This is a genomic window from Sphingomonas sp. SUN019 (assembly GCF_024758705.1).
Classification (GTDB): domain Bacteria; phylum Pseudomonadota; class Alphaproteobacteria; order Sphingomonadales; family Sphingomonadaceae; genus Sphingomonas.
On sequence record NZ_CP096971.1, the window covers coordinates 3765969 to 3786374 of the forward strand.

At 65.7% G+C, this 20406-nt stretch carries 22 protein-coding genes; 16 read left to right on the forward strand and 6 right to left on the reverse strand.

Features of this window, described 5'->3' with window-relative positions; translation table 11 throughout:
* The first annotated feature begins 47 nt into the window (after positions 1–47).
* Both M0208_RS18260 and M0208_RS18265 read left to right on the forward strand, forming a co-directional pair.
* A complete protein-coding gene (locus M0208_RS18260; RefSeq protein ID WP_258893088.1) occupies positions 48–905 on the forward strand; it encodes an MBL fold metallo-hydrolase in 858 nt (285 codons plus the stop codon).
* Positions 898–1614: a DUF4230 domain-containing protein gene (locus tag M0208_RS18265; protein ID WP_258893089.1), complete on the forward strand. Its 717-nt coding sequence runs from the start codon at positions 898–900 to the stop codon at positions 1612–1614. The genes M0208_RS18260 and M0208_RS18265 overlap by 8 nt, the downstream gene beginning before the upstream one ends.
* 9 nt (positions 1615–1623) lie before the next feature.
* On the opposite strand, the gene M0208_RS18270 is transcribed toward M0208_RS18265, so the two are convergent.
* The gene (locus M0208_RS18270) at positions 1624–2265 is read right to left on the reverse strand and encodes a hypothetical protein (protein ID WP_258893090.1); all 642 of its coding nucleotides are present in this window, start codon (positions 2263–2265) and stop codon (positions 1624–1626) included.
* 67 nt (positions 2266–2332) lie between these two features.
* Here M0208_RS18270 and nadA point away from each other — a divergent pair, with 67 nt between their 5' ends.
* Both nadA and M0208_RS18280 read left to right on the forward strand, forming a co-directional pair.
* Positions 2333–3349, forward strand: a complete 1017-nt coding sequence (gene nadA, locus M0208_RS18275; RefSeq protein ID WP_258893091.1) for a quinolinate synthase NadA — start codon at positions 2333–2335, stop codon at positions 3347–3349.
* Between the two features lie 101 nt (positions 3350–3450).
* On the forward strand, positions 3451–3819 hold the full coding sequence (locus M0208_RS18280) for a hypothetical protein (RefSeq protein ID WP_258893092.1): 369 nt from the start codon (positions 3451–3453) through the stop codon (positions 3817–3819).
* 181 nt (positions 3820–4000) lie between these two features.
* On the opposite strand, the gene M0208_RS18285 is transcribed toward M0208_RS18280, so the two are convergent.
* Entirely contained in the window at positions 4001–5188 is a 1188-nt protein-coding gene (locus tag M0208_RS18285; RefSeq protein WP_309547039.1) for an acetyl-CoA C-acyltransferase, read from the reverse strand.
* 82 nt (positions 5189–5270) lie between these two features.
* Here M0208_RS18285 and M0208_RS18290 point away from each other — a divergent pair, with 82 nt between their 5' ends.
* The 4 genes from M0208_RS18290 to M0208_RS18305 are packed head-to-tail and all read left to right on the forward strand — an operon-like array spanning position 5271 to position 8118.
* Entirely contained in the window at positions 5271–5522 is a 252-nt protein-coding gene (locus M0208_RS18290) for a hypothetical protein (RefSeq protein ID WP_258893094.1), read from the forward strand.
* A complete protein-coding gene (locus tag M0208_RS18295) occupies positions 5515–6267 on the forward strand; it encodes an A24 family peptidase (RefSeq protein WP_258893095.1) in 753 nt (250 codons plus the stop codon). Before M0208_RS18290 ends, M0208_RS18295 begins: the two co-directional genes overlap by 8 nt.
* Positions 6267–6695, forward strand: coding sequence for a hypothetical protein (locus M0208_RS18300; protein WP_258893096.1), 429 nt, complete (start codon positions 6267–6269; stop codon positions 6693–6695). Before M0208_RS18295 ends, M0208_RS18300 begins: the two co-directional genes overlap by 1 nt.
* Positions 6696–6708: 13 nt before the next feature.
* A complete protein-coding gene (locus M0208_RS18305; RefSeq protein ID WP_258893097.1) occupies positions 6709–8118 on the forward strand; it encodes a coniferyl aldehyde dehydrogenase in 1410 nt (469 codons plus the stop codon).
* Positions 8119–8182: 64 nt separating this feature from the next.
* On the opposite strand, the gene M0208_RS18605 is transcribed toward M0208_RS18305, so the two are convergent.
* On the reverse strand, positions 8183–8587 hold the full coding sequence (locus M0208_RS18605) for a YdcH family protein (protein WP_408988121.1): 405 nt from the start codon (positions 8585–8587) through the stop codon (positions 8183–8185).
* Between M0208_RS18605 and M0208_RS18315 the strand changes: the two genes are divergently transcribed.
* Positions 8537–8734 carry a YdcH family protein gene (locus M0208_RS18315; protein WP_258893099.1) on the forward strand — a complete coding sequence of 66 codons (198 nt, stop codon included), beginning with the start codon at positions 8537–8539 and terminating at the stop codon, positions 8732–8734. The two genes, M0208_RS18605 and M0208_RS18315, sit on opposite strands and share 51 nt — an antisense overlap.
* Positions 8735–8759: 25 nt before the next feature.
* On the opposite strand, the gene M0208_RS18320 is transcribed toward M0208_RS18315, so the two are convergent.
* Complete coding sequence (locus tag M0208_RS18320; protein WP_258893100.1) at positions 8760–9827, reverse strand: SPOR domain-containing protein; 1068 nt, start codon at positions 9825–9827, stop codon at positions 8760–8762.
* Between the two features lie 139 nt (positions 9828–9966).
* Here M0208_RS18320 and M0208_RS18325 point away from each other — a divergent pair, with 139 nt between their 5' ends.
* Genes M0208_RS18325 through M0208_RS18335 form a run of 3 tightly spaced genes read left to right on the forward strand, consistent with a single transcriptional unit; the run spans position 9967 to position 12541 of the window.
* The gene (locus M0208_RS18325; protein ID WP_258893101.1) at positions 9967–10695 is read left to right on the forward strand and encodes a ParA family protein; all 729 of its coding nucleotides are present in this window, start codon (positions 9967–9969) and stop codon (positions 10693–10695) included.
* Positions 10695–11201: a hypothetical protein gene (locus tag M0208_RS18330; RefSeq protein WP_258893102.1), complete on the forward strand. Its 507-nt coding sequence runs from the start codon at positions 10695–10697 to the stop codon at positions 11199–11201. The genes M0208_RS18325 and M0208_RS18330 overlap by 1 nt, the downstream gene beginning before the upstream one ends.
* A 20-nt stretch (positions 11202–11221) precedes the next feature.
* Positions 11222–12541: a tetratricopeptide repeat protein gene (locus M0208_RS18335; RefSeq protein ID WP_258893103.1), complete on the forward strand. Its 1320-nt coding sequence runs from the start codon at positions 11222–11224 to the stop codon at positions 12539–12541.
* 57 nt (positions 12542–12598) lie between these two features.
* On the opposite strand, the gene hmgA is transcribed toward M0208_RS18335, so the two are convergent.
* Both hmgA and hppD read right to left on the reverse strand, forming a co-directional pair.
* The gene (gene hmgA / locus M0208_RS18340) at positions 12599–13876 is read right to left on the reverse strand and encodes a homogentisate 1,2-dioxygenase (protein ID WP_258893104.1); all 1278 of its coding nucleotides are present in this window, start codon (positions 13874–13876) and stop codon (positions 12599–12601) included.
* 133 nt (positions 13877–14009) lie between these two features.
* On the reverse strand, positions 14010–15044 hold the full coding sequence (gene hppD / locus M0208_RS18345; RefSeq protein ID WP_408988162.1) for a 4-hydroxyphenylpyruvate dioxygenase: 1035 nt from the start codon (positions 15042–15044) through the stop codon (positions 14010–14012).
* Positions 15045–15128: 84 nt separating this feature from the next.
* Between hppD and M0208_RS18350 the strand changes: the two genes are divergently transcribed.
* The 4 genes from M0208_RS18350 (at position 15129) to M0208_RS18365 (ending at position 20288) form a co-directional block, all read left to right on the forward strand.
* Complete coding sequence (locus M0208_RS18350; protein ID WP_258893106.1) at positions 15129–15569, forward strand: MarR family winged helix-turn-helix transcriptional regulator; 441 nt, start codon at positions 15129–15131, stop codon at positions 15567–15569.
* A 10-nt stretch (positions 15570–15579) separates the two neighbouring features.
* Positions 15580–16488 carry an ROK family protein gene (locus tag M0208_RS18355; protein WP_258893107.1) on the forward strand — a complete coding sequence of 303 codons (909 nt, stop codon included), beginning with the start codon at positions 15580–15582 and terminating at the stop codon, positions 16486–16488.
* A 66-nt stretch (positions 16489–16554) separates the two neighbouring features.
* Entirely contained in the window at positions 16555–18453 is a 1899-nt protein-coding gene (locus M0208_RS18360; protein WP_258893108.1) for a bifunctional diguanylate cyclase/phosphodiesterase, read from the forward strand.
* Positions 18453–20288, forward strand: coding sequence for a CHASE4 domain-containing protein (locus tag M0208_RS18365; protein ID WP_258893109.1), 1836 nt, complete (start codon positions 18453–18455; stop codon positions 20286–20288). The genes M0208_RS18360 and M0208_RS18365 overlap by 1 nt, the downstream gene beginning before the upstream one ends.
* Positions 20289–20406: the final 118 nt, after the last annotated feature.

The window sequence follows — 20406 nt, forward strand, 5'->3', positions numbered from 1 at the left end:
GTGGGACCGGCCTTGCTTTACCAAGAGGTAGCGGCCATTTCGCACGCATGGACGAGCCGCAGACCGGAACCCCGATCCAGCTCGAACCGCTGGTCACCCGTATCCTCGCACCCAACCCGTCGCCGTTCACTTTTACCGGCACGCAGACGCACATCGTCGGCACGCATGATCTCGCGATCATCGATCCGGGTCCGGCGGACGAGGCGCACCACGCCGCGCTGATCGCCGCAATCGCGGGCCGCCCGGTTACCGCAATCGTCATCACGCACCACCACCGCGATCATTCCCCCGGCGCGATCCGGTTGAAGCAGGAGACCGGCGCGCCGGTCGTCGGGGCTGCGTCGTTCCATCTTTCGGACGACGGGCCGCGCGCCGATGCCGCGTTCGATGCGCTCTACGCCCCCGAGCGCGTGCTGAGCGAGGGCGATAGGGTGTCCGGCGACGGCTGGACGCTGGAGGCGATCGCGACGCCGGGGCATACCTCCAACCACCTCGCCTTCGCGCTGCCGGAAACGCGCGCGCTGTTTTCGGGCGATCACGTGATGGGCTGGTCGACCAGCGTCGTGTCGCCCCCCGACGGCGACATGACCGCGTATATGGCGAGCCTAGAAAAGCTGATGGGACGCGACGACCGCGTTTATTACCCCGGCCACGGCGACGCGATCGACCGTCCGCAGCGGCTGGTGCGCGGGCTGCTCGGGCACCGCAAGCAGCGTGAAGGGCAGATATTGCGGCTGCTGAAGGCGGGGACGCACGCGATCCCGGCGATGGTCGAGACGATGTACGTCGGGGTCGACAAGCGGCTGTACCCCGCGGCGGAGCGATCGGTGCTGGCGCATCTGATCGATCTGGAGCGGCGCGAACTGGTGGTGGCGGACGGCGCAGACTGGCGTGCGCGTGGCTGATCCGACCGCGGCGCATAGCGGCATTGCAAAGGCGGTCGCGGGGCTGGTGCTGCTGGCGGTCGTCGTGGTCGCGATTGTGGTCGGCTATCGCACGTGGACCGAACGCTACACCGTCACGGTCGAAAGGGAGCGAAGCGGGGTTGCGGTCGCGCAAGTCGTCGCCGCCACCCTGTCGAAGGCGGGCGACCTGCGCGTCAGCCGTTTGTCGGGCACCGTGCAGGGCGTCGGCTCCGATACGCGCGGGTTCGGGATGCTGACGTCGCAGCGCGTGATCAAGGCCCCGTTCGAGGTGAATTACTTCGTCGACGTCGGCACGCTGACCCCACGCGATTTCCGCTACGACGAGGCGCGCAAGGTGCTCCTGGTCGATGCGCCTGACGTTCGCGTGGAGCGGGCGAACGTCGACGAGGCGAAGACATACATCGATCAGACCAGCGGCGTGTTCGTCACGCGCGCCGCGATGACGGCGATGCAGCGGCAGGCGTCGGCCGCTGCAACCCGCGTCGCGGCGGATGAGGCGCGCAAGCCCGAAAACATCGCCGCCGCCAGGAACAACGCGCGCGCCGCGATCGCCGCTCTGTTCGCCGCCCCGCTGGCTGCGGCGGGGCTGGACGCGACCGTCGAGGTGCGTTTTGCCGACGATCCGGTGGAGGGCGGCGAACGCTGGGACGTCAGCCGCTCGCTGGACGAAGTATTGCGCGATCAATAATTCCGCTGCCTACCCGGCCGAACGGTTGAACCAAGTGTAGCCCAGCCGCAACCGGTTGGCCGATGCCGCCAGCGCGAGCATATTCAGCCCCGCGCCGTCATCGCGCTGGAGCGTGAGGGTGTAGCCGTCGAGCGTCCAGCGGCCGCCACCATCGGGCCATTGGAACAGAGAATCCGGTGGATACGGTCCCCAGTCCGCGACGAGATCGGGCATGGCGATCAGCCCCAGCAGCCCACCCGATGTTGCAAACCGCTCCCCGGACGAAAAGGTGATCCGCGGGCGGTCGCTGGCGCTCGCCTCGCGGGTCCAGGTGCCGATCAGGCGGAGGTCGGCTTGCCGATCCGGGAGCCGAAGGAAGGGCTTGCCGTCTTCGCCGATGATCGAGTCCTGCATGTACCGGAACGCGATCGCGCCTTGCGGGCGTTCGACGGTGATGCGGTCGCCATCGCGGTGCCAGCGGCCCCAGAAGGACGGGTTCTTCTGCTCGTCGTGGCGGGAATCGCCGGTCAGTCCCTGGTCCGGCCAGTCGTAGCGGTAGCGCCCGTCGGCCAGAAGAATGTGCACGACCATATCGGTGCGATAGACGAGCCCCTGCACGGCGATCGCCAGTCCGGTTTCGGATGCGGCGTAGATCCCAGAAGCGTCGTCCATGCGTCCCTCCGCTGCCGTCACGAGGAAGGCCCGTGACGCGCACGATCCGCGATCCTATATACCGGCGATGGACGCTCGCCTCAATCTGCCCGCCGCCGGCCTCGATCGCAGCCTCGATCTCCGGGCCGAAATCGATCGCCTCCGCAAGGAGCGCAATGCCGTGATCCTCGCGCATTATTATCAGAAGCCCGAGATTCAGGATCTGGCGGATTTCGTCGGCGACAGTCTCGACCTGTCGAAGAAGGCGCAGGCGACCGACGCGGACGTGATCGCGTTCTGCGGCGTGCGGTTCATGGCGGAGACGGCGAAGATATTGTCGCCGGAGAAGATCGTCGTGCTGCCGGACATGGACGCTGGCTGTTCGCTGGAGGATTCATGTCCGCCGGACGAGTTTGCGGCGTTTCGCGCAAAGCATCCCAATCACATCGCGTTGACGTACATCAACTGTTCGACCGAGGTGAAGGCGCTCAGCGATATCATTGTCACGTCGTCATCGGCGGAAAAGATTTTGTCGCAATTGCCCGCGGACCAGAAGGTGATCTTTGGTCCCGATCGCAATCTGGGCGGATATCTGGTGCGCAAGACCGGACGCGAGATGCTGCTGTGGCCGGGCGTGTGCATCGTGCACGAAGCGTTCAGCGAAACCGAGCTGATGAAGCTGAAGGCGCAGCACCCCGGCGCGCCGGTGGTAGCGCATCCCGAATGCCCGCCGGTGATCCTGGATCATGCCGACTATATCGGATCGACCAGCGGTATTCTCGCTTATGCCAAGGATTTTCCCGGCGACACGCTGATCGTCGCGACCGAACCGCACATCATCCACCAGATGGAAAAGGCGCTGCCGACCAAACAGTTCATCGGCGCGCCGGGGGCGGACGGCAATTGCAACTGTAACATCTGCCCGTACATGGCGCTGAACACGCTGGAAAAACTCTACCTCGCGTTGCGCGACCTGACGCCGCGGATCGAGATCGAGGAAGGGCTGCGGCTGCGCGCGAAGAAGAGCCTCGACGCGATGCTGGCGATGGCGAGCGGGACGGTGGGAATGGGCGATCTGGGCCCCGCACCGGTCACGGGGGACTGAGTTGCCGTCAGGCCCTGATCATCATGGCATGACGAAGGCATTTCAGGCCGACGCGCAATTTCGGGGTAGGCGAAGACGTGCTGCGATTATAGTTGATCGGCATGAAACCAGAATTCGACATAGCGGTGGATGTGCCGCGTGATCTTGTCCGCATCACGATGCTTGGGTTCTTCGCCGCAGACGATATCGCGCGCTTCGTCGATGCGCGCGACCGGGCCGTCAGCCAGTTGAAATGTGGGCCGAACCAGCATTGCACGCTGGTCGACATACGCGGCATGGATATTCAGGCGCAGGAAAGCGTCTCGCGCTTTCAGTCGGTGCTGGCCGATCCGGCCAAGGCGTCCCGGCGGCTTGCCTTTGTCGTGGCGCGATCGCTTGCCAGAATGCAGGCCAAACGGGCGGCTGACAGCCGCGATGCGGGCTATTTCGAAACGCTTGAAGACGCCGAAGCATGGCTGATGGAGAAATAGCAAAACGTCGCCCGATCAGCGCGCTTTCCTACAGGCCGACACCCGTGTTAGCTCATTGTCGGACGCTTGTTCTGACGCTCTTTCACATTGTCGGCGATGGTCGATCGAATGGCCCGTTTGGTGTGAACTTGTGTGAACTTTGGCCTTATCCGACGCGCGCTGGTTCGCAATCGAGCGTCGTCTAGTCGACCAACTCCAGCGCCACCGCGGTCGCTTCGCCGCCGCCGATGCAGAGGCTGGCGACCCCCCGCTTCAGGCCGCGATTCTGGAGCGCCGCGATCAGGGTGGCCATGATCCGCGCGCCGCTCGCGCCGATCGGATGGCCCAGAGCGGTCGCGCCGCCGTTGACGTTCACCCTGGCGTGATCGATGCCGAGGTCGCGCATCGCGATCATCGAGACGCAGGCGAAGGCTTCGTTCACCTCGAACAGATCGACGTCGGCGACCGACCAGCCCGCTTTCGCCAGTACCTTCTTCACCGCATCGACCGGGGCGGTGGTGAATTTGGCGGGTTCGTGCGCGTGCGCGGCGGTCGCGATGATGCGCGCGACGGCGGTCAGGCCCTTCGCCGTCGCGACGCTCTCGCGTGTCATTACCAAGGCTGCTGCGCCGTCGGAGATCGAGGAAGCGTTGGCGGCGGTGATCGTGCCGTCCTTGGCGAAGGCGGGTTTCAGGCCGGGGATTTTCGATGCGTCGGCCTTTAGCGGTTGTTCGTCCTTGTCGATCACGTCGACGCCCTTGCGGCCCTTCACCTCGACCGCGACGATCTCGCGGTCGAAACCGCCGCTGTCCTGTGCAGATTTGGCGCGGTTGAGCGAGGCGATCGCGTAATCGTCCTGCGCGCCGCGGGTGAACTGATATTCGCCCGCGGTTTCCTCCGCAAACACGCCCATCGCCTTGCCGGGTTCGTAGGCGTCCTCCAGCCCGTCAAGGAACATCGAATCCATGATCCGGTCATGCCCGATGCGCGCGCCGCCGCGGTGTTTCGCGAGCAGATAGGGCGCGTTGGTCATGCTTTCCATGCCGCCGACGACAAGCAAGTCGACCGATCCAGCGGCAAGCGCCTCTGCGCCCATGATCGCAGCCTGCATCCCCGATCCGCACATCTTGTTGACCGTCGTCGCCTCGACATGGTTGCCGAGGCCCGCCTTGATCGCGGCCTGACGCGCTGGGGCTTGGCCGAGTCCTGCAGGGAGGACGCAGCCCATGTAGATGCGTTCGATATCTGCGCTATCGACGCCCGACCGTTCGACCGCAGCCTTCACCGCGGTCGCGCCGAGATCGGTCGCCGATGCGCCGGACAGGCTGCCCTGGAATGAGCCCATCGGGGTGCGGGCGTAGGAGAGGATGACGACGGGATCGGACATGATCTTAGGCTCCGAAAGAGGTTGAGCGCGATCTAGAGATGATCGGCGGCAATTACAAAGTGACGGAAGCCCGCTACGGAGCGGCATGGAAACACTCACCACCGCGCTGAAATGGTTCGCCTCGGGCAGCGGGATCATCGCGGCGTTCATGGTCGCGGCGGATTACGGGCGGAAGACGACGGGGTGGGGGTTCGTGATCTTCCTCGGCTCGTCGGTCGCGTGGATCGCGGGGGCGGTGCTGGCGAAGGACGGGGCGCTCGGCACGCAGAATGCGGTGCTGTTCGCGATCAACCTGTTCGGCGTCTACCGCTATCTGATCCGCAAGACCGATGCCTGACGCCATGTGGCCGGTCGCGCTGGCGATATTTGGGGCGATCGTCGGCAGTTTCCTGGCGACGATCGTGGTGCGCTGGCCGCAGGGGCGATCGGTGCTGCGCGGGCGATCTGCGTGCGACGAGTGCGGGCGGACGCTGGGCGCGGCGGAGTTGGTGCCGCTCGTCAGCGCCGCCATGTCACGCGGACGATGCCGGACATGCGGGGCGCGGATCAATCCGACGCATTGGCGGATCGAGGGCGGCGCAGCGCTGATCGGGCTGGCGGCGGGGTTCGTCGCGCCGGGTGTCGAGGGGTTGGCGGGGGCTGCCTTCGGGTGGGTGCTGCTCACGTTGGCGGCGATCGATGCAGCGGAGATGTGGCTGCCCGACGAACTGACCGCGACGCTGGCGCTGGGTGGCTTGGCGGCCGGCTTGTTCGGGCTGCCGCCGGGGCTGGAGGATCGGCTGATCGGCGGCATCGCGGGGTTCGCGTCGCTGTGGCTGATCGCGTTCGGGTATCGGCGGTTGCGCGGCCATGACGGCATGGGTGGCGGCGATCCGAAATTATATGGCGCGATCGGACTCTGGCTTGGGTGGCGGATGCTGCCCGCGGTGCTGCTGATCGCGGCGCTTATCGGGCTGGGCTATGCGCTGTTCGAGCGGTTTCGCGGTCGCGCGGTGGCGGGAGACACTGCGTTGCCGTTCGGGACGTTCCTGGCGATCGCGGCTTACCCGGCGTGGCTGGTCATGGTATCGGCCGGGGGATGATGATCGCGCTGCTCCTCGCGCTGGCCGCCGACCCACCGAAACCGACCGCGATCGACGGTTTGCCGATCGGGGCGATCGGGCGGCAGGCGCTGCCCGCCAAGGGCTGCGCCGCCTATTTCTTCACCGCGACCACGAAGCGCGATCTGGTGGCGATGGCGACCGCCGATCCGGCGACGTTGCGCTTTGCGATCGATGGCGCGACGATCGACGTCGCACGCGCGTCGCAGAGCGGGACCGGCGGTTACGGCTTCGCCGCATCGACGGTCTATCGCGGGGGCGATGTGGCCGCGACGCTCGATATGACGATCACGACGCGGGCCGACCTGACGTCGGGCGCTGCGGTGCCCGAGGCGGCGCTGCGGATCGATCGGCCGGGCAAGGACGGGCTGGTGGTGCCGTTGCAGGGACTGATCGGCTGCGCGACATAAAGGGGAGAATGGAATGCGGGAATTGGTCGAGGCGCAGCGCGCAAGCTTCATGGAGGCGCTGCCCGAACCGCTGTCGGTGCGGAAGGATCGGCTGAAGCGTGCGGCGGCGATGATCGCGGATCATGCCGGCCGTTTCTGCGATGCGCTGTCCGAGGATTTCGGGCATCGCAGCCGCGAGCAGACGATGATGACCGACATTGCGGGATCGATCGCGCCGATCAAACACGCGCTGAAAAACCTGGAGCGGTGGGCGAAACCCGAAAAGCGCGGGGTGCAGTTTCCGCTGGGGCTGCTGGGCGCGAAGGCGTGGATCGAGTTCCAGCCGAAGGGCGTCGTCGGCGTCATCGCGCCGTGGAATTTCCCGGTCAATCTGGTGATGAGTCCGCTCGCCGGCATCTTCGCCGCGGGCAATCGCGCGATCGTGAAGACCAGCGAATATACGCCGGTGACCGCCGCGCTGTTCGAAGAAATCGTCGGTCGGTATTTCGATGCGACCGAACTGGCGTTCGTCAGCGGCGGGCCGGAGGTGGGGAAGGCGTTCGCCGAATTGCCGTTCGACCATCTGATCTTCACCGGCGCGACTGGCATCGGGCGGCACATCCTGCACGCCGCGGCGGACAATCTGACCCCGGTGACGCTGGAACTGGGCGGCAAATCGCCGGTGATCGTCGGCAAGGGTGCGGACATCGCGCAGACCACCGAGCGTGTGGCGCTGGGCAAGATGCTGAACGCCGGGCAAATCTGCCTCGCGCCCGACTACATGCTGGTGCCGTCGGCGCAGGAGGCGGAGGTTGTCGCGGGGCTGAAGGCGGCGGCGTCGGCGATGTATCCGACGCTGCTGAATAATCCCGATTACACCTCGCTCGTGAACGATCGGCATCATCAGCGGCTGAACGACTGGCTGGACGATGCGCGCGCGAAGGGCGCGACCGTGGAGACGGTCAATCCGTCGAACGACGATTTCGCAGGGTCCAATTCACGGAAAATGCCGCTGCACATCGTGCGCGACGTGACCGACGACATGACGTTGATGCAGGAGGAAATCTTTGGCCCCGTCCTGCCGGTGCGACGGTATGACGGGATCGACGACGCGATCGCGCAGGTGAATCGGCGCGATCGCCCGCTGGGGCTATATTATTTTGGGCCGGATGAGGACGAGCGACGCCGGGTGCTCGATCGCACGATCTCAGGCGGCGTCACGCTGGATGACGTGATCTTCCACGTATCGATGGAGGAACTGCCGTTCGGCGGGGTGGGGCCATCGGGGATGGGCGCGTATCACGGGCTGGAAGGGTTCCGCACGTTCAGCCACGCGAAGAGCGTCTACAAACAGGCGAAGCGCGATGTGGCGAAACTGGCGGGGTTGAAACCACCCTATGGCGACGCGACACGCAAATCGATCGCCCGCCAGTTGAAAATGTGAGCCTTACCCGCGGCGCATATGTGCGCCGCGGGCCGTGACGATCAGTAAAATCAGTTCGTAGAAATCAGTGCGCGAGGACGATTTCTTCCTTCACGCGCAGTTTCTGCTTCTTGAGGTCCGCCAGCCGGATAGCGTCGGGAAGGGGGCGATGCTCCTCTTCCGAAATGCGCCGATCGAGCACGGCATGTTTGGCCTCGAGAGCCGAAATATGCGCGGTCTGCATGATGGAAACCTCCTGGGTTTGGTTGGGGGGACGAAGAGTAGAACACGTGAAGGCGAAAAAGTCCTCACCGATTTTTCGCCGTTCGAGATCGATTGCGGCGTTTGCGCGATGTTGCGAAGGCGGCACGATATTTTGCGCGATCCATCGCGCGCGCTTTGCTAGAGAGACGTAGCGGGGCAGCAAAAGGGCGCGGATGTGGACGAAGGCCTGATCGTAGCGCGGTTGCAGACGCTGCGAATCGAGCATCGCGACCTCGATACCGCGATCGCAGCGCTGGCGGGCGACGGCCCGGTCGACCAGCTTCAACTGGCGCGGCTGAAGAAACGAAAGCTGCGACTGCGTGACGAGATAGCGATGCTGGAAGACAGGATGATCCCGGACATCATCGCATAGGTCAACGACAGGTCACATCATGTCGTTACGGTGCGACCACGACACATGTCGTCCCTGACTTCGCGCATGCCGCGCTTGCCGCGGCCTTCGATCCGAAGCCGGTCGCTTGCAGCCGGGTGACGCCGCCGGCCTTCACATAAGCGGGGCTGCCGCCCACGCGACCGCCGACCTTCGACCATAAAGATCGCGCGTTTCCTTCGTCCCGGAACGCACCGAGCTGAACGCGCCAGCCGCCGCGAGCGGTCGGCTGCGGGAGCGGCCTAGCCGCCGCAGCAACCCGTACGGGCGCAGGCGCGGGCTTGGCCGCCGCCGGAGCGGGGGGTGGCGCGGGTTGCGCCACGGCGACCGGCTTCGGCGCTTCCCGGTACGAACGGACCCTGGCGCGCGCGACTGGTGGCACGGGCGTCGCCGTCGGGTTCGGGGCCTCGGCCGTTGGAGCATTGGTACGCCGGACCGCGCCGGTCGGCGTCGGCGGTGGGGGCGGGGCGGTCGCCAGCGCATAAGCAGTCGGCGTGGCCGCCGCAGCCATCGCGCGGCCTTGCGTTTCGTATTGGCGGGCGAGCGTGATGCCCTGTGCGCGCTGCGCCTCCGGGATATACTGATCCATCTGGGCGAGCGTCTGTGACGCCTGCGGCAGGCCCTGCTGCGAGGATCTCGTGACCAAAGCATAAGCTCGGGTCCAGTCCTTTGTCACCGCATCGCCGTTGAACAGCATCGTGCCGAGCACCAGTTGCGTGCGCTTCTCATCACGCGCGACAGATTTTTCCAACCACGGCAGGGCCTCGGCCTTCTTGCCGTCCTGGAACAGCGCGAGTGCATAATTGTCCTGCGCCTGCGCGTGGTTCTGCAGCGCAGCCTTGCGATACCATTCGATCGCAATCGCCTGATCTACCGCTACGCCGCGGCCGAGCTTGTACGCCTGACCCATGTTGAATTGCGCGTCGGCGTCGCCCGCGGTCGCGGGGCCGCGCCATTCGTCCACCGCCTTGCGGTAGTCGCCGCGGCTCCACGCATCGACCCCGGCCTTTACGTCCGCCGCCGCCGGTGTCGCGATCACGATCAGCGCCGCCGCCGCCAAGAATGCCTGCTTCATGCCGTCCACCCCTTTGAACTCCCACGCGCATCATGCCCCAGCCGCGCGCCGACGCAAAGCCTGCGCGTGCGATTAACCGTTCCTTAGCCTGGACCGTGCCACTGCACAGGCTGGATACGGCGGGAGTTCGAAGGGGCATATGCGCGTTCTCGCGATGGCATCACAAAAGGGCGGGTCTGGAAAGACCACCTTGTCGGGGCATCTGGCCGTACAGGCGCAGTTGGCCGGGGCTGGTCCGGTCGTGCTGATCGACATCGATCCGCAAGGGTCGCTGGCCGATTGGTGGAACGAGCGGAGCGCGGAATACCCGGCCTTCGCGCAAACCACCGTGTCGCGGCTGGCGGCCGATCTGGAGGTGTTGCGTCAGCAGGGCTTCAAGCTGGCGGTGATCGACACGCCGCCTGCGATCACGATGGCGATCCAGAGCGTGATCCAGGTCGCCGAGCTGATCGTCATTCCGACGCGCCCCTCACCACATGACCTTCGCGCGGTAGGCGCGACGGTCGACCTGTGCGAGCGCGCCGGAAAGCCGCTGATCTTCGTCGTCAACGCCGCCACGCCCAAGGCGCGGATTACATCCGAGGCCGCGGTCGCATTGTCGCAGCATGGTACGGTCGCGCCGATCACGGTCCACCAGCGCACCGATTTCGCCGCCTCGATGATCGACGGCCGGACGGTCATGGAGTGCGATCCGAACAGCAAATCTGCGGCCGAGATCACCGCGCTGTGGACCTATATGTCCGATCGGCTGGAGAAGAATTTCCGCCGCACCGTGTTCGCCGCGCCGGGCGCGGTGAACGGCCATGCGGGTAATTTCGTCGGCCTGCGCCCCTCGACTGGCGGCTTTGGCCGCCGGGTGGTGAGCTGATGTTCGGGAACACGAAGCCGCTGGCGTCGCTGTCCTCGGGCCTGCTGGCGCGCAAAGGTCAGGCGCGTCCCGCGATGCGGCCACAGGGTTTTGCAAGCCTCGCCAGCTTGGCGAGCGCGGGTGAGGATCTGGGCTGGAACGACATGGGTGCAGCGCCGGTCGAGGCGCCGGTTCCGCCGGTGCTGGTCGAACGCGAGGCGCTGAAGGAAGAGATCGAAGCGCCGACGGTGGCGTTGACCGTGATCGAGCCGGAAGCGGCCGAACCCGTCGCCGATGTTTCTGTCCGTACGGCCGAGCGGCTGCGGCGCGAAACCAAGCACAAGAAGAAGGCGGCGTTTACGCTGCGGCTGGACGAGGAACTGCATCTGCGGTTGCGGTTGGCCACCGCGACGCGGGGGCGTTCGGCGCAAATGCTCGTCACCGAAGCGCTCGTCGGCTTCATCCAGACATTGCCCGAGGTGGAGGCGCTGGTCAGCCAGCTTCCGCCGCGGAAAAATCAACGCTGATCGACTCCGGGGAATTGGTCATGAAGACGCGCGCGATTGCGACATTGGGATTGTCCGCCCTTGTATTCGGCGGAACGATGGTCGGCTGCACCCACGACGGCGGGATCGCATCGGCGAGCAGCCGTAGCGAGGGCGCTGCGATCAAGCACGCTGCGGCGAATGCCGGCAAGGCGAACAATGCGCTGGCGAAGGGCGATGCGATCCGCGCGGTGTCGTTCGCCGAAGCCGCCGTAGCAATGCGGCCGAACGAGATCGCGTATCGCACCTTGCTGGGCAATGCGTATCTGAAGGCCGGACGTTTTTCGTCCGCGCATACCGCGTTCGCCGACGTGCTGACGCTGTCGCCGGGGAATGGCAAGGCGGCGCTGAACATGGCGCTGGCGCAGATCGCCGAAGGACAGTGGGATCAGGCGCGGCAGACGGTCGAAACGCACAGCGCGTCGATCGCGCCGAGCGATCGCGGATTGGCGCTGGCGCTGGCCGGTGATCCGGCGGCAGGCGTCGAGGTACTTATCGCGGCGACGCGGAGCGACCAGGCGGATACGAAGACGCGGCAGAATCTGGCGCTGGCGCTGGCGCTCGCGGGACGGTGGAAGGATTCGCGCTCGATCCTGGGCGTCGATCTGGAACCGGTGCTGGCCGACAAGCGGATCGTCGAATGGGCGGCGTTCGCGCAGCCGACCGGCGCGGCCGATCAGGTTGCGGCGCTGCTGGGCGTGGTGCCGGTGAAGGATCCCGGTCTGCCGGTCGCGCTGGCGCTGAACGCACCCGCGCCGGTCGCGCTGGCGGCGGCGGAACCGGCTGTTCCGGTCGAAGCGCCGGTCGGAACAGCGGCGGTCGACGCCGCGCCGTCGACGCCGGCCGAAACCGTATCCGCTGCACCAGTCGTGGCGTCAGCAGCCACTCCCGGCTTCGCGCCGCGGTCCGAGGTCGTGCAGCCTTTGCCGGCACGCGCGGAACCGGTGCAGGTTGCGACGATCGCCGCGACGGGCAGGTTCAAGACGAAGCTCGCCGCGGTCACCGCCGCTCCGCGTCAGCCTGCGAAGGGTAATTATTACGTCCAGCTCGGCGCATATGATTCGGTCGCCGTGGCGAAGGACGCGTGGATGCGGGCGAAGCGCCGTTTCGCTGGGTACGGCGACCTGACGCCGACCGGTATGCCGATCAAGACCGAGACCGGGCAATTCTATCGCCTGTCGGTCGGCGGTTTCGCGCGGAACGACGCGGCGGCGCTGTGCCGCAGCTACAGCGCGCGGGGCGGCACCTGTTTTGTGCGGACCGGCGCGGGCGACCAGGTGGCGCAGTGGATCAAGCCGGGCGTCCAGCTGGCGTCGCGCTAGCGGCTTCTCGCGTTGCCGGGTGGCCACGTCCCCAGCCGCGCGGCGGAGGACAACGGCTCACGGCAGCTTCGCCTTCGGGAAATCGGCCCAGCATTCGTCGTAATCGGGCTGCGCGTGCGCCATCGCGAAGCGCGTCGGTTTGTATGGCCAGCAGCTTTCCAGCATGAACGCCATCGTTCCGTCGATCTTGTGCGGTTTCAGGTCGGCGTTCGAGGCGGCGTCCCAAGTCGCCTTGTCGGGACCGTGCCCGCTGAGCAGATTGTGAAGCGACAGCCCGCCTGGCTGGAACCCCTCCGCCTTAGCATCGTACGCACCGGTGATCAGGCCCATCGCCTCGCTCATCACGTTGCGGTGGAACCACGGCGGGCGGAACGTGCCCTCCGCCACCATCCAGCGCGGCGGGAAGATCACGAAATCGGCGTTGGCGCGGCCCGGCACGTCGCTGGGGCTGGTCAGGACGGTGAAGATCGACGGATCGGGATGATCGAAGCTGACGGTGTTGATCGTGTTGAAGCGGCTGAGGTCGTAGCGCCACGGCGTCAGATTGCCATGCCAAGCGACGACGTCGAGCGGGCTGTGGTGGAGTGTCGTCGTCCACAGGCTGCCGAGATATTTCTGGACCACTTCGAACGGCTCGTCACGGTCCTCGAACCACGCCACGGGCGTCTCGAAATCGCGCGGATTGGCGAGGCCGTTTGCGCCGATCGGGCCGAGATCGGGCAGGCGGAACAGCGCCCCGTGGTTCTCCGCGACATAGCCGCGCGCATGGCCATCGGGCAGGAGCGCGCGAAACCGGACGCCGCGTGGGACCAGCGCGATCTGGCCGGGTTCGATGTCGATGCGGCCGAGTTCGGTCAGGAGCGTCAGGCGGCCGTCCTGAGGCACGAACAGCAATTCGCCATCGGCATCGACGAACACTCGCGCGTTCATGTCCTTGTTCGCGCTGTACAAGTGCAGCACCACGCCCTCCAGATCGGCCGGATCGCGGTTGGCGAGCATCGTCGTCATGCCGTCGATCAGGTCGGCTCCCGGCGCGCTTTCGGCGATCGGATCCCAGCGCAGGCGATTGGGGGCGAGCGGCTCGGCTACCGTGCCGGGGGCGAATTGCCTCGCGCCATCGTACCGGACGAACGGCGGATGCTCGGCCGATGGGCGCAGGCGATAGAGCCATGAACGGCGGTTTTCGTGTCGCGGCGCGGTGAAGGCGGTGCCGCTGAGTTGTTCGGCGTATAGTCCGAACGGCGGCTTTTGCGGACTGTTGCGCCCGATCGGCAGCGCGCCGGGGACCGCTTCGGTCGAAACGTGGTTCGCGAAGCCGGGGATGTATTCGGTCATGCCCTGATGTTACCCTGTGTCAGCCCACTCGCCCGCCAACCCGTCGGACCCGGCGAAGCCGTGCCCTCTGGGCAGGCTCCGCTGTGCCGTCCGGTCGCGGCCGAGCGCATTCGCGCTCGCATCCGGCCGACGCTTACGCGTCGACCTTAATGACGCCGCGCCGGATCTGATCCAGTTCAATCGATTCGAACAACGCCTGAAAATTCCCGTTTCCAAACCCTTCGTTGCCCTTCCGCTGAATGATCTCGAAGAAGATCGGGCCGAACATATTCTCGGTGAAGATCTGCAACAAGATACCCTCGTCGCCGACATTGCCGTCGATCAGGATGCGGTTCTTGCGCAGCCGTTCCAGATCCTCGCCGTGGCCGGGAACGCGCTTGTCGACCAGTTCGTAATAGGTCTCGATCGTATCCTGCAACTTCACGCCGCGCGCGCGCAAACGCTCGACGGTGTCGAAGATGTCGGGCGTGGTGAGCGCCAGGTGCTGGATGCCCTCGCCGTGATAGTCGCGGATAAATTCCTCGATCTGGCTCTTGTCGTCCTGGCTCTCGTTCAGCGGGATGCGGATCGCCTTGTCAGGGGCGATCATCGCCTGGCTGAACAGGCCCGTCGCCTTGCCCTTGATGTCGAAATACTTCTGTTCCTCGAACCCGAACAGCGTCTTGTAGAACTCGCTCCACACCTGCATCTGCCCGCGGCGGACGTTGTGGGTCAGGTGGTCGAGCAGATCCAGCCCGACGTTGTTCTCCGCCTCCGCCGCTTCCCAGCCGTCGAACGCGGCCCAATCGGCGTACAGGTCGATGCCGTCCTGGATGAAATACAGATACGACCCGCCGATCCCCTCGATCACGGTATCGTCCTCGGCCGTGCGCGTCGCACCGTGCGCCAGCGCCCATTCCATCGCCTTCGCCGGATCGGCGACGCGGAACGCCATCGCGCTGGCCGATGCGCCATGTTCACCCCGAAACTGCGCAACGCGGCCGTCGGCGTCACGGTTGAGCATCAGGTTGATGCGGCCCTGCTTGTAACGGGTGATGTTCTTGGACGGATGCCGGTGCGTCGGCACGAAGCCAAGCTGTTCGAACTGCGCCGCCATCGCCTGCGGATCAGGTGAGGTGAACTCGACAAATTCGAATCCGTTCAGGCCCAACGGGTTTTCGGAGAGCATTTCGGTCATCGTGCAGCCTCTTAGTAACAATTGATACCAATATCGGCGCTTGGCGTTCCCGTGTCAAATGATACGGTCGTCGCCATGTCAAAACGTCTCGAACTCGATCGGTTCCTTCCTTATCGTCTGTCGGTCACATCCAATCTGGTCAGCGACCGGATCGCGCGGGCGTACGAAGCGCTGTTCGGGCTGACGATTCCCGAATGGCGCCTGGTGGCGGTGATCGCCGAGGCTAAGGCGATCACGCAGGCCGAGATCGGCGAACGTACCTGGATGGACAAGGTGACCGTCAGCCGCGCCGCGATCGCGCTGGTCGAACGCGGTCTATTGTCGCGTACCGCCAACCCGGCCGATAAACGATCGCACCATCTGTCGCTGACCGACGCCGGGCGCGACCTGTACGCCGCCATCGCACCAAAGGCGCTGGAATTGGAATCGCGCATCTTCGCATCGTTCAGCAAGACCGAACTTGATGGGTTCGTGACGTTGCTGCAGCGGATCGACGCCGCGGTGATGAACACGTGAAAGGAATCATTTGACCGACACACCGTTGATCGCCGGTATCGAGCTGGGCGGCACCAAATGCGTTGCGATCCTGGCGCGCGGGCCAGATGCGATCGAGGACCGCATCGAACTGCCGACGACGCGTCCTGAAGAAACGTTGGCGGCGCTGGAGCGGGCGATCGACGGCTGGCGCGGGTTCGCCGCACTGGGGATCGCTAGTTTCGGTCCCGTGTCGATCGATCGCGGTTCAGGCGAATACGGATCGATCACCTCTACCCCGAAGCCGGGTTGGGCGCATACCGACGTCGCCAGGCGATTGGGCAACAGGTATCGCGTCCCGACCGGCTTCCACACGGACGTCGTTGGCGCGGCGTTGGGCGAGGCGCGCTGGGGCGCCGCCGCGGGGCTGGCCGATCTGGCCTATGTCACCGTGGGCACAGGGATCGGCGTCGGACTGGTCGCGGGGGGAAGGGCGGTTGACGGACTGACGCACAGCGAGCTTGGCCACGTCCGCCCGCCGCGCTTGCCCGACGACGACTGGATCGGCGGCTGCCCGTTCCACGGCGCGTGTTGCGAGGGATTGGCGTCCGGTCCCGCGATCGCCGCGCGGACCGGCGTGAAGGGCCAGGATCTGCCCGCCGACGACCCGGCCTGGGACGGCGTCGTCCATGCGATCGCGCATTTGCTCTACACGCTCGTCCTGACTGGCGTGCCGCGGCGGATCGTAATGGGGGGCGGGGTGATGGTCGGGAACCAATTCCTGTTCCCACGGGTCCGTGCGCAGATGAAGGCGTTGCTGGCGGGCTACGTCCCGCTCGCCGAGATCGAACAGGCCGACAGCTATGTCGTACCCGCGGCGCTGGGCGCGAACGCCGGGCCGCTCGGCGCAATCGTGTTGGGGATCAACGCGCTCAACGAAACATCGTTTACGGCCGCTTAACCCCGTCCCGTTACTCGTGCGAAATGGTTTCGGGCGGTCCGTCGTCCGGACGCACGAGGTGACCGAATGCGCATCCTGATCGTAGACGACGAGCCCGCGCTGCACGATTCCTATCGCCGCTGCTTCGCGCCGGTCGCGAACGAGGATGCAAATGCGCTATCCGCGATGGCGTCGGAGTTGTTCGACGATGCGGTGGAGGCCGCGGTCGACGATACGCCGGTGTTCGATTGCGATCACCACCTGCAGGGGCTGGACGCAGTCGCTGCGGTCGAACGCGCGCTGGCGGCGGGCGAACCCTATTCGGTCGCGTTCATCGACGTGCGGATGCCGCCCGGTATCGACGGCAAGGAAACCGCGACCCGCATCCGCGCGCTCGATGCGGAGATCAATCTGGTTATCGTGACAGGATATTCCGATTACTCTCCAATCGAGATCAGCAAGGTTGCAGGGCCGGCCGACAAGATCTTCTACATCGCCAAGCCGTTCGAGCTGGCGGAGATCGTCCAGACCGCGACCGCGCTGGGTAAGCGGTGGGAGGTCGATCGTGAACTCGCCGGCGCGCGCGCGATGCTGGCGCAGCAGGTGGTGCAGCTTGAGGAGCAGGGCGCCGAACTCGCCGCGAACGAAAGCCGCGCGGTTCATATCGCCAATCACGATTCGCTGACCGACGCGCCCAATCGCCTGGCGTTCACGCGTGCATTGGCCGATCGCGCGAAGCAGCCGGGGATGTTCGCGGTCGCGATGATCGACCTCGACCGGTTCAAGCTGGTCAACGATACGCTGGGCCACCTGGCGGGTGACGAGCTGATCCGCGAAGTGTGCCTGATCCTGCAGCGTTCGGCGCCCGAAGGCGGGCTGGTCGCGCGGCTGGGCGGCGATGAATTCGGCGTGCTGTTCGATACGGCGGGCGACGAGGCCGCGGTGATGGCGGTCGACCGGATCGTCCATGCCTGCGCGGTGACGATGAAGGTCTTCGGCCATTCGGTGCAGGGCGCGGCCTCGGCCGGGCTGGTCACCGCGGGCGACAACGGCCTGCGCGATCCGGTCGACCTGCTGCGTCGCGCCGACCTTGCGTTGAATGACGCCAAGCGGAACGGGCGCGGCGTCGCGCGGCTGTTCGACGAGAGCATGGACGAGGGTATTCGCGTCCGCCGCCGGATCGAAAGCGGCCTGTCGCAGGCGATCGCCCGCGGCGAACTGGCGATGGTGTATCAGCCGATCGTCGCGCGCGAACAGCTGGAAGTGATGGGGTTCGAGGCGCTGCTGCGCTGGAACACGCAGGAATATGGCCCGATCAGCCCGGCGGTATTCATTCCGATCGCCGAGGAATCGAACCTGATCCACGAATTGGGCGACTGGGTGCTGAAGGAGTCGCTCGCGGTGCTCAATCAATGGCCGGGGCAATATGTCTCGGTCAATTTCAGCCCACGCCAGTTTCGACGGCACAATTTCGTCGGTTACGTCATGGAATGCGTGCAGCGCGCCGGGATCGAGCCGCACCGGCTGCAGATCGAGATCACCGAAACCGCCATCTTCGACGATGCGGAACGGGCGGCGGAGACGCTCTACAAATTGCGCCAGATGGGGTTCCGCATCGCGCTCGACGATTTCGGCACGGGCTATTCGTCGCTCTACAATATTCGCAAGTTCGCGCTCGATTCGCTGAAGATCGACCGCAGCTTCATCGACGGCATGGGGCGTGAACGCGAAAGCGCGGCAATCGTCCATTCGATCATCCACCTGGGCAAGGCGCTGGGACTTGGCGTGATCGCCGAGGGGGTTGAGACCGCCGCGCAGGTGCAGTCGCTGCGCATCGCGGGCGCGAGCCATATGCAGGGCTATTTCTTCTCCCGTCCCGTCGCCGAGGATGTCGCGCGCGAAATCGCGGAGACGCGGTTTATGGGCGACGATCCGTCGCAGGATGACGTCAGCGACGAAGCACCGGGCACCGGGACCGACGGCTGATGGCTGGCCTCATGCGGTCCGGCCGGATCGAACGGTTGCGCAATCCGCGCTCGCTCGGCGGCCGCCTTGTCCTGATCCTGACTGCGGTCGGGGTGGCCGGGGCGATCGGCATCACCCTGCTTCTCGCCGGGATCATTACACCGAACTTCAATCAGCTGGAGGCGAAAGCTGTCGCGGGACATATCGAGCGGACGCACGCCGCGCTCGCCGAATACAGGTCGAAAGTCGAAAGCGCAGTGCGCGATTATGGCGACTGGAACGACAGCTATGATTATATTGCGCATCCGACCGCGGCTTTTGAGCGGGAGAGCTTTTCCCCGTTGGCGATGGACAATCTCGATGTCGAAGGCATGGCCTATGTCGGCAACGATCGCCGCATCCTGATCGCGCGCTGGCGCGGCGACGATGCGATGCGGCGACGACTGGTGACCGCGATCGGCGCGATGGACTTCGCGCGCGCGCTTGGCGCTGCCAGTTCGACCAGTTTCTATGCGCGGATGGGCAACGTCGTCGCGGCGGTCGGCATCGCCAGGGTCCGGCGCAGCGACGGCACGGGCAATCCTCGGGGCTACGTCCTGATGGCTCGCCAGATCACCTCCCGGCAACTGTCGGGCCTGCTGTCGCTCAACGCGCGGATCGACCTGTCGACAGCGCCGGTCATCGAAACGCACACGCTGTCGCGGATGGCGATTGCGGTGCCGATCGCCGGGGCGGACCGGCGCGCCGTGGCGAGTGCGCATTTCGTCGTGCCGCGCGACGTGTCGGTGCTGGGGCGGCGCATGTTGTTGCTGGCGGTCGCCGGATCGACTTTGCTGTTGCTGATCGTGCTGCTGGTGCTGCGCCGCGTCATTACGCAATTGGTGTTGAAGCCGCTCAACCGCGTCGAAACGCATATGCAGATGGTGCGCGCATCGGGCTCGCTGGGACTGCTGGACGAAGATCGCCGGCAGGACGAAATCGGATCGTTGGGACGTAGTTTCAATGCGATGCTGCGGCAATTGAAGGATCTGCGCGAACAATTGGAGGTGCAGAGCTTTGCGCTCGGCCGCTCCGAAAGTGCGGTCGCAGTGATGCACAACGTCCGCAACGCGCTGAACCCTGTGTCGACGATCATCAGCCAGGGGATGGCGCGCACCCCGCCGATCGACCGGATGACGCTGGATCGCGCCGCGGCGGAACTGGGCAAGGATGATCTGCCCGCTGTGCGACGGCAGAAGCTGACCGCGTTCGTCCTGGCCGCGATCGAGGCTTTGGAGGCGGCGCGGATCGATCAGCAGCAGCAGCTTGGCGTTGGGCGCACCGCGATGGCGCATGTGCTGGAAATCATCGGTCAGCAACAGGCGAACGCGCACGAACGCCCGGCGCTCGCCGTTTGCGACGTGACCGACATCATCGCGCAGAATGCGACGATCGCGCGCTATTCGGGCGAAACGTCGATCGCCTTCAGTTTTCCCGCGCATCCCCATCCGGTGCTGGCGAACCGCGTCATCCTGAGCCAGGTGATCGGCAATCTGTTCGCCAATGCGGCCGAGGCGGTCAGTGGGGCGGGACGAGCGAGCGGCTCGATCGCGGTCAGCGTCGACTGCAACGATGCGGTCGTCACGGTGCGGATCCGCGACGACGGCGAAGGGTTCGAGCCCGGCGTCGGCGCAACGTTGTTCCAGCGTGGATTTTCCACACGCGCGCATAAATCGGGCGGACTGGGGCTGCATTGGTGCGCCAATTCGATGAGCGCGATGGAGGGCGGCTTGCGGCTGGAGAGCGAGGGTATCGGGCGCGGCGCGGTGGCGGTGCTGACGTTGAAAGCGCCGCTCGCGCAGGCGCAGGCGGCCTAACCTCTAAAACGATCCAGCTTGCCCGTTCGATAATCCTCCCCTGCTAGGGGAGGTGGCGCGCAGCGCCGGAGGGGTGTCACCCCCTCAATAGCGCGACACCCCTCCGTCAGCGCTTTGC

Bases quoted from the DNA above. Each gene is read 5' to 3' on its own strand.
- M0208_RS18365 (WP_258893109.1), top strand. From the start codon at position 18,453: ATGGCTGGCCTCATGCGGTCCGGCCGGATCGAACGGTTGCGCAATCCG.
- hppD (WP_408988162.1), bottom strand. From the start codon at position 15,044: ATGCTCTCCGAAAACCCGTTGGGCCTGAACGGATTCGAATTTGTCGAG.
- M0208_RS18605 (WP_408988121.1), bottom strand. From the start codon at position 8,587: ATGCTCGATTCGCAGCGTCTGCAACCGCGCTACGATCAGGCCTTCGTC.
- M0208_RS18330 (WP_258893102.1), top strand. From the start codon at position 10,695: ATGTTCGGGAACACGAAGCCGCTGGCGTCGCTGTCCTCGGGCCTGCTG.
- M0208_RS18280 (WP_258893092.1), top strand. From the start codon at position 3,451: ATGAAACCAGAATTCGACATAGCGGTGGATGTGCCGCGTGATCTTGTC.
- M0208_RS18260 (WP_258893088.1), top strand. From the start codon at position 48: ATGGACGAGCCGCAGACCGGAACCCCGATCCAGCTCGAACCGCTGGTC.
- M0208_RS18325 (WP_258893101.1), top strand. From the start codon at position 9,967: ATGCGCGTTCTCGCGATGGCATCACAAAAGGGCGGGTCTGGAAAGACC.
- M0208_RS18295 (WP_258893095.1), top strand. From the start codon at position 5,515: ATGCCTGACGCCATGTGGCCGGTCGCGCTGGCGATATTTGGGGCGATC.
- M0208_RS18350 (WP_258893106.1), top strand. From the start codon at position 15,129: ATGTCAAAACGTCTCGAACTCGATCGGTTCCTTCCTTATCGTCTGTCG.
- M0208_RS18305 (WP_258893097.1), top strand. From the start codon at position 6,709: ATGCGGGAATTGGTCGAGGCGCAGCGCGCAAGCTTCATGGAGGCGCTG.
- M0208_RS18335 (WP_258893103.1), top strand. From the start codon at position 11,222: ATGAAGACGCGCGCGATTGCGACATTGGGATTGTCCGCCCTTGTATTC.
- M0208_RS18360 (WP_258893108.1), top strand. From the start codon at position 16,555: ATGCGCATCCTGATCGTAGACGACGAGCCCGCGCTGCACGATTCCTAT.
- hmgA (WP_258893104.1), bottom strand. From the start codon at position 13,876: ATGACCGAATACATCCCCGGCTTCGCGAACCACGTTTCGACCGAAGCG.
- M0208_RS18320 (WP_258893100.1), bottom strand. From the start codon at position 9,827: ATGAAGCAGGCATTCTTGGCGGCGGCGGCGCTGATCGTGATCGCGACA.
- M0208_RS18290 (WP_258893094.1), top strand. From the start codon at position 5,271: ATGGAAACACTCACCACCGCGCTGAAATGGTTCGCCTCGGGCAGCGGG.
- M0208_RS18300 (WP_258893096.1), top strand. From the start codon at position 6,267: ATGATCGCGCTGCTCCTCGCGCTGGCCGCCGACCCACCGAAACCGACC.
- nadA (WP_258893091.1), top strand. From the start codon at position 2,333: ATGGACGCTCGCCTCAATCTGCCCGCCGCCGGCCTCGATCGCAGCCTC.
- M0208_RS18270 (WP_258893090.1), bottom strand. From the start codon at position 2,265: ATGGACGACGCTTCTGGGATCTACGCCGCATCCGAAACCGGACTGGCG.